The 540-nt window shown below is 44.3% G+C and carries 1 protein-coding gene; it reads right to left on the minus strand.

What is annotated here, in order from left to right; translation table 11 throughout:
* Positions 1-106: 106 nt before the first annotated feature.
* A complete protein-coding gene (locus IW644_RS19920) occupies positions 107-514 on the minus strand; it encodes a GNAT family N-acetyltransferase (protein WP_269919049.1) in 408 nt (135 codons plus the stop codon).
* Positions 515-540 lie beyond the last annotated feature (26 nt).

Genomic DNA, 540 nt, shown 5'->3' on the forward strand with positions numbered 1-540 from the left:
ATAACACCCGCATAAAGGGCGATAACACATGGGCTAAAATAGGAACGAAGTGACGCAGCCCATGTGTTAGCGTCCCAGCGAGCCTGCGAGCGATTTAATGCGTTTGTTATAAGCCGCCGCGCTCCCAAGCTAATACTGATTTCGCTCCTGGTTTAAAACCCGCCCGACAATAAAACTGCGAAGCTGAGTCCGTACTTAAAGTGAACTTGTTTACTGCAGCCAACTCAGGCGCATCAAGTAATGACGTTAACAATGAGCTACCAATTCCGGTATTTCGCAAATCATCTGAGGTAAAGAAGTCCATGATGTATGCATGAGTACAATAGTCTGTTACTACCCTTGCAAATGCAACCTGACGTCCCTTTGAATAGGCTGCAATACAAAAGGAGTTTTGGATAGTATTAACCACTGTTTCTAGGGAACGACCTTTCGCCCAATACGACTCTTGAGACAAGAAACGATGAATGAACTCAACGTCGAGCTTCGTTTTATCAGACGAGATTTCAATTTCCATAGCTCACTTCTGTTAAGGCTTATAAC

Origin of the sequence: Alteromonas sp. PRIM-21 (genome assembly GCF_027563165.1) — a bacterium.
GTDB classification, from domain to species: domain Bacteria; phylum Pseudomonadota; class Gammaproteobacteria; order Enterobacterales; family Alteromonadaceae; genus Alteromonas; species Alteromonas macleodii_A.

What these genes read in the sequence shown, in the direction of transcription:
- IW644_RS19920 (WP_269919049.1), bottom strand. Translation starts at nt 514, where the DNA reads ATGGAAATTGAAATCTCGTCTGATAAAACGAAGCTCGACGTTGAGTTC.